Raw genomic sequence first — 6450 nt, 5'->3', positions numbered from 1 at the left:
GGTCGTGGGCCCGGGGGGAGGCGGGCGGTTCGTCCGGCCAGGCGCCGACGTACCAGAGGTGGAGGAGGGCGTGTTCGTCGACGGGCGCGGACCAGGCACGCCCGGCGCGCGGCCGACTCTCTGCCATCGGCCACCCGGCCGTGAGCCGGAACCGGGCGGGTGAGGGACCGGTTGCACTCGCGTGAACCACCTCCGCCGCGCCGTTCGCGGTACCGCACTCCTCGTCACCCGTATCTGCACCGCCGTCGAGCGCATCGACGCCAGCGTCGAGGCCGCCCTGCGGGCCCGGCTGCGCCCGCTCGTCACCCGCCTGGCGGTCCTGCTGCAGCGGATGGCCGCCGCCAACTGCAGCGACGCCCTCACCCGCCATCTCCCCTGCCGTACCCGGGACCGCTCCGCAACCGCCGACCCTTCGCCGCTCGACGATTGACCGACCGCCGAGGACGCGGCCAAGTCGGCGGTACCGCCGCGTCCTGGCGGCCCCGATCAGTGGCTCACCGCTCGCTCACCCTCCTCCTGCGGGAACCCCGTTGACCCGTTCAACCCCCATCTGCGGTCGCCCGTGCCTGGGTAGAGTTCTCTCGCGCCCACCACGACGCACCCCAAAGGCCCGAAATGCCCGACTCCCAACTAGTTGCAGAATCCCGCCCTGCCGCCGCATAAACCCGCAGCTCACGAACTCTGCTCCCCGCGCACGCGGGGATGGTCCCTTGTCCAGTAGGTTCGCCTTGTCCCCCTGCTGCTGCTCCCCGCGCACGCGGGGATGGTCCCGACGTGACCCCGTACGCGGAGGTCCCCCTTGCCTGCTCCCCGCACACGCGGGGGTGGCCCCGCCTGGTACGGCGTGCCGTTGGGCAACCGCTACTACCTGCTGCCGGCCCACGGCTGACCGGGAGCGCCAGAGGTGGGGAGCCCGGCGGCGGCCGGGCTTCGCGTTCCGCCGGGGTGGTGGGAGCGGCGGTGGGAGGCGCGGATGAGGACGGTGACGAGGGCCGCCAGGTCTGCGGCGCCCGCCGGGTCGTCCGCGTAGCGTGCGACCGGCAGCGGGGAGACCTGGTCCAGTCGTACGCCGTCGAGGTCCAGGACGTAGGCGAGCGCGAGCAGGGCCGAGCGGGCGTTGCCGTCCGGGAAGGGGTGGAAGAAGGCGACGTCGAGGTAGGCCCTGGCCGCGCGGGCGGCCAGGGGAAGCGCCGGGTCGGCGCTCTGGTCCAGGCAGTGGGCGAAGTGCCGCCAGGTGGCGGGGGTCAGTCCGTAGCGCTCCCGCCCGCCCTTGGCGAAGGCGTCGGTCGTCCGGAAGCCGACGTCGGACCGGCCGAGCACGAGCCGTTGCCAGCCGGTGAGCAGGGCCGGGGTGAGGGGACGCCGACCGGCGGCGTCCCGGCGCGCGAGGGCGGTCGCGCGGAGCAGGCGCTCGGCGCGCCGCGGGCTCCGGCTGCGGACCGGGCCGTCGAACCAGGCGGTGAGCCCGTCGACGGCCGGTGTCACGGGCGCCTGCGGTCCCGCGCCGGCGGTCGCCCAGTCGACCTCGGTCCTGACCGCGCACCAGACGGCGAGCGCGTCAGTGGTCATGGTGGCGCAGGTGCCCGTCCGTGCCGGTCGCCAGGGCCCCCGCGACGGCCTCGACCGTCGTGTCGGGCGGTGCGTTCCAGCTGTGGAACCGCCCGCCGATGGACGCCTTCACCAGCTCGGCCGCCTCCTCCCCGGCCAGGCCCGCGGAGGAGAGGTACCAGGTCAGCACCGTCCCGCAGAGCGCGTACCAGGCGTCCTCGGCGCCCGTGCGCTCGACGACCAGGGTCACCAGCCCGGCCGCCGCACGCTCCACGTGCCGCCTCCGGGTCTCCGCGTCCGCGCCGGCCGGCGGCGCGAGCTCGGCGAAGCGCTCGGCCAGCTCGGCCGGCCAGGCGCGCCATTCCAGGAGTGAGACCACCACGACGGCGGCCGCGGCGTCGGGGCCGCCCTGCAGCGAGTGGTGGTCGCAGCACCAGCTCCGGACGACGCCGCCGTTGCCGCCCTCGCCGACCGCCCAGTGCCAGCCGCAGGCCCACGGGCCGTAGCGGGCCACCAGGATCTCCGTCGTCCGGGTGACGAACGCGAAGCGGCGGTCCCGGGGGGCGCTCTCGGAGGGCACCAGCGCGCGGACCTCCGCCGTGACCTCCGCCTCCTCCGCACGGCTCCACGCGAAGGCGTTCCGGTCGGGGTCGGCGGCCGACCACGACAGCAGGCGGGGCATCAGATAGTCATTGACGGACATGACGATCCTCCGATGATCGGTCAGACCGGGGGCGGTCGACCGTTCTGCGCGTGGATTCTCACAACGGGAAGGCCGCCCCGATCATACGGTCCGCCGAGCCCGAACGGGACGACGTTCCGCGGCGGAGAGCGTCCCATGCCAACGGTCAGGAAGGCCCTCGCCGGTACCACCGCTGCGACCGGCCCGCCCGGTAGCGGACCCAGCGGGGCCGACCCGGGTACCACCACGCAGGGCGGCCGGGTCCACCACTCGGGGACCCGGCCGCTCGGAACCGTCAGGCGCAGGTGACCTTGCCCGCGGTGTCGGCGGTGCAGACCAGCGTGGCCGTACCGTTGTTGGGATCGCTCGGGTAGGGGCTGGCGGACAGGCGGGTCACGGTCACCGGGTAGCCGGTGCCCGGGGTCATCGGGCCGACGGTGAACGAGATCAGCGGGGTGACCCGGTGCGTGCCGGCGGCGATGGCCCCCGTGTCGCAGGTGTAGAGCCGCTGCGCCGTGTCGACGGTGCACCCGCCCGGGGCGGTGGGGTCGGAGAAGACGTCGGGGTAGCTGAGCTGGTACCGGACGTTCGTGGCGTCGCTCGTGCCCAGGTTCACCACGTCGGGCGTCACCTGGATCGTGCCGCCGTTCGCGGTGCCCGTCGTGGGCTTCAGAACGGGCAGCGGGTCGGTGGCCGGAGCGACCGGCGACAGGACCGAGGCGGGGCCCTGCCCGCGGCCGTTCACCGCGGTGACCTGCACCCTCGCGCCGTCGGCCTCGATCTGCGCGATGCGGTCGGCGGGGACGGCCAGCGAGGTCGCCGTTCCGGGCACGGTCCCCAGCACGGTCTCGGCGCCCGCCGGGTCGTAGGGATCGTCGACCACCGTGACGACGTACTCCTCGACGGCGCTGCCGCCGTCACCGGCCGCGGTCCAGCTGACGGTCGAGCCGTCCGGGCTGATCGCGGGGTGCTTGGGGGCGGCCGGGAGGCTCGCGCCGTGGTGGACCGCCGCCTGGGCGGTGGCGGACGGGCAGGTGGGCGTACCGGTGGTGGTGGCGGTGATCAGGTCGACGTAGTTCTGGGTGGGGCGGGGGTGCGGCGGGGTGTAGTGGCCGGTCTGGTCGACGGTGCCCAGCGAGCCCGGTGCCATGGACCAGGTGACCCCCTGGGCGGGGTCGCAACCCGCCGGCCAGTTCACGGTGTACTGCCGACCTGACGCCGTCGCCGCGGCGGCCGCATCCGTCCGCGCGTCCGCCGCGTCCCCCTTGGCCGCCGCGACCGCCGCGACCCCCTGACCGCCGGACAGCGACGGTCCGGGGAAGGGCCCGGGAGCCTTGTACAGGTCGAAGGTCGTGTTGTAGACGACGCCGCCGAAGGAGAAGGTGGTCAGTTTGAAGTTGAAGAGGAAGAACACCGACACCTTCAGTGGCGCCGTCACCGTCAGCCATGGATCGGCGGAGGTGTCCGCGTTCACCTCGATGGAGGGCGCGATGTCCAGCTCCGGCCCGGCGACGCCGTAGATGAGGATCTTGAACGAGACGGGGAACGCGAAGGAGACCTTGGCCGCCGCGTTCAGCGTGTAGTCGAACTTGGTGACCGGGTCCTTGGTCAGGTCCGTCTTGTGCGTCTTCCCGGTGGCGTCCCGGCTGACCTTGCCGCCCATGGTCCGCTCGTAGGAGGCCGAGAACGAGAACTTGATCGATCCGTCGATCGAGGTCTGGGTGTACACCGTCAGCGAGGGGCAGAAGGCGATCGCGTACACGATCAGGCAGCTCGCCGGCGCGATGGTCAGCAGCGGCTCGCGCTGCGTCTCGTGCTTGTAGGCGATGCCCAGCTCGCCCTCGATCGACGCCTTCGCGGTGGCCGTCGCGGAGAAGTCGTAGGTGAAGGTCTTGCCGATGGGGTCGTACCAGGCCGCGTTGGGGTCGTCCTTGAAGTCGGCGCTGGCCTCCCAGTTGGTGGTCAGGCTCAGGGCCGCGGTGAGCTTCGCGGTGATCGAGGTGTTGTTGCCCAGCCGTTCCTTCATCTTGGGGTCGTTGTTCAGCTTCTCGGCGAGGTCGAGGGTGAAGGTCTTGTTGACGATCGGGACGCTGCCGCTCTGCGGCGCCAGCGACGCCTGGAAGTTCGGGTTGTGCATCTTGATCCGGTAGCCCTGGGCGCCGGAGGTCAGCCGGCTGCCGGTGGCGGTGAAGTCCAGGGACCGGAAGGCCTGTTGCAGCGGGGCCTGGCTGGTGGTCAGGGTCACCGTGTTGCCCGCGGTGCTGATCCGGTCCACGACGCGCAGCAGGCCGTTGTGGAGCAGCGGGTTGCTGCTCTCCCCCACGACGATGATGTTCTTGACCTTCAGGCCGGTCACCTGCGCGGGCGGGTCGGTGAACACCACGGTGCTGCCCGTGACCTTGGTGACGGCCGCGGCCGCGTCGGCGGACAGGAACACGGTGCCGTCCGCGAGGGCCGGGGCGGCGGCGGCCGTGACCGCGGCGCTGCTGGCGCCGGGGTTGCCGTCCTGCTGGGTGGCGGTGACCGTGACGGCGTACTCGACGCCCGGGGCCAGCGAGGAGAGCGTCGCCTGCGTCGTGGTGGCCGGGACGGTCGCCGCCACGGAGGGCCGGCCGGGCGCGGTCGCGTTGACGGTGTAGCCCACGATGGTGTTGCCGCCGTCGTCCAGCGGCGCGTCCCAGCTCACCTTCAGCGAGGTCGGATCGGGCTGGCTGCCGTCCGCGGCGGCCGGCGGCGGCCCGGCGGAGACGTCCTGCGGGGCGCCGGAGGTGTAGGCGGGCTTGGCGCTGACGGTTCCGTTGGCCTCGGCGCCGACGGTCTGGCTGTCGGAGACGCCGGCCGCGCCGGTCCCGGCGGCGTTGGTCGCGGTGATCGCGACCGAGTAGTACTTGCCGTTGACCAGCCCGGTGAGGGTGGTGCTCAGCACGTCGCCCGCCACGCTCGCGGTCACGCTCGCGCCCGGGCCGTTCGGGGTCGCGGTGACGGTGTAGGAGGTCACCGGCGAGCCGTTGGGGTGGGCGGGGTTCCAGGCGACGAGGAGCCCGGTGTCCCGGCCCAGCATGGTGGCCACGGTGGGGGCGAGCGGTGGCCGGGGCGTCTCCGGGCCGCCGATGAAGGCGGGGGACGCGCCCGAGACGGTGCCGCCGACGGTGGTCTCGGTGGCCCGGAACGCGTAGCTGACGTCGTTGGCCAGACCGCTGACCTCGACCACCGGCGGGTTGGCCGGGTCCGGCCGCTGCACCGTGCCGGTGGCGACCGGTGTGCCCGTCGCGTTGCCGGCGTCGTCCAGCGCGTAGGCGGCCACGTCCACCCGGGCCACCGCCTCCTGCGCGGTGTCACCGGGGGTGACGGTCACCCTCACCGTGCCGCTCGCGAACGGCTGCACGGAGTCGATCAGGGGCGCCTGCACCGTCTGCTGCGCCCTGGCCGCGGCCCCCGGGCGCTGCGGCGACGGGGCCGCGGACGCTCCCACGGTTCCCGCGCCGAGCCCCAGCACGATCGCGACGGCCAGCACCGAGCGGCCGCGTAAGCGTCCGGCCCGGGTCTTCCTGGAATGCCACATGGTCACACCTCTCCGCCCGCGGTACCCGGGGGTACCGGGGCTCGGGGCCCCGGCGGCTGCCACCGGGGCCTGTTCTGGGTCGAACTGTCCTCAGTGCACGGTCGGGGCAGGCGAATCGATGTCCGGTGAGGGAGGATCCCGCGACCGGCCGGCCAGGGGTCGTCGGACCGGAGACCGACGAGGAGGCCGGAGGACGGGTGTGCTGCGTGCGCCGCGGTGTGCCCTCGTGGCCTGCCGCGACGCGGACGTGCGGATGTTCCCGGACCGAGCTGATACGCCTGGCAGGCACACCGGGGAGTTGCCCGTGCGCGGTGTGCTACCGGATTCGATGCTCGCACAGCCTCCACAAGCGGACGCGGGTTTTCCCAAATCCCGTGGGAAAAAGTTGACCTGACGCGTCAACAGCGCGCGAGGGGCCCGGCCGCCGATCGCGGCCGGGCCCGGTTCCCGAAGGGCGGGGAGAGTCAGGCGGGGCGGGGAGAGCCAGGCGGAGTGGGGAGGGTCAGGCGGAGCAGACGCCGGTGGTCCGGTCGACCGTCGCCGTCGAACGCCTGATCAACAAGCTCAGAGGGCGTTCGATAGGGGAATCCCCCCAACTGTCCGGCTTCCATTGGCGCGGCACGGACTCGGTTCCAGGATCTCGTAGCGGCCGGGCCCG

General features: G+C 73.4%; 4 protein-coding genes. 1 reads left to right on the top strand and 3 read right to left on the bottom strand.

The features are described 5' to 3' along the window. Nucleotides 1–181: 181 nt before the first annotated feature. Nucleotides 182–430, top strand: a complete 249-nt coding sequence (locus tag ABT093_RS40130; RefSeq protein WP_350572454.1) for a hypothetical protein — start codon at nucleotides 182–184, stop codon at nucleotides 428–430. Between the two features lie 434 nt (nucleotides 431–864). Here ABT093_RS40130 and ABT093_RS40125 read toward each other — a convergent pair whose 3' ends face one another. The 3 genes from ABT093_RS40125 to ABT093_RS40115 form a co-directional block, all read right to left on the bottom strand. Beyond that, nucleotides 865–1569: a Fic family protein gene (locus tag ABT093_RS40125; protein ID WP_350572453.1), complete on the bottom strand. Its 705-nt coding sequence runs from the start codon at nucleotides 1567–1569 to the stop codon at nucleotides 865–867. Beyond that, entirely contained in the window at nucleotides 1559–2251 is a 693-nt protein-coding gene (locus ABT093_RS40120) for a hypothetical protein (protein WP_350572452.1), read from the bottom strand. The genes ABT093_RS40125 and ABT093_RS40120 overlap by 11 nt, the downstream gene beginning before the upstream one ends. Before the next feature lie 274 nt (nucleotides 2252–2525). Further along, a complete protein-coding gene (locus ABT093_RS40115; RefSeq protein ID WP_350572451.1) occupies nucleotides 2526–5792 on the bottom strand; it encodes a fibronectin type III domain-containing protein in 3267 nt (1088 codons plus the stop codon). Between the last annotated feature and the right edge of the window lie 658 nt (nucleotides 5793–6450).

Origin of the sequence: Kitasatospora sp. NPDC002551, from assembly GCF_040296005.1 — a bacterium.
Lineage (GTDB): Bacteria > Actinomycetota > Actinomycetes > Streptomycetales > Streptomycetaceae > Kitasatospora.
This window is presented reverse-complemented; position numbering and strand designations above follow the sequence as displayed.

Coding starts and splice junctions, on each gene's coding strand:
- ABT093_RS40120 (WP_350572452.1), bottom strand. CDS start 2,251: ATGTCCGTCAATGACTATCTGATGCCCCGCCTGCTGTCGTGGTCGGCC.
- ABT093_RS40125 (WP_350572453.1), bottom strand. CDS start 1,569: ATGACCACTGACGCGCTCGCCGTCTGGTGCGCGGTCAGGACCGAGGTC.
- ABT093_RS40115 (WP_350572451.1), bottom strand. CDS start 5,792: ATGTGGCATTCCAGGAAGACCCGGGCCGGACGCTTACGCGGCCGCTCG.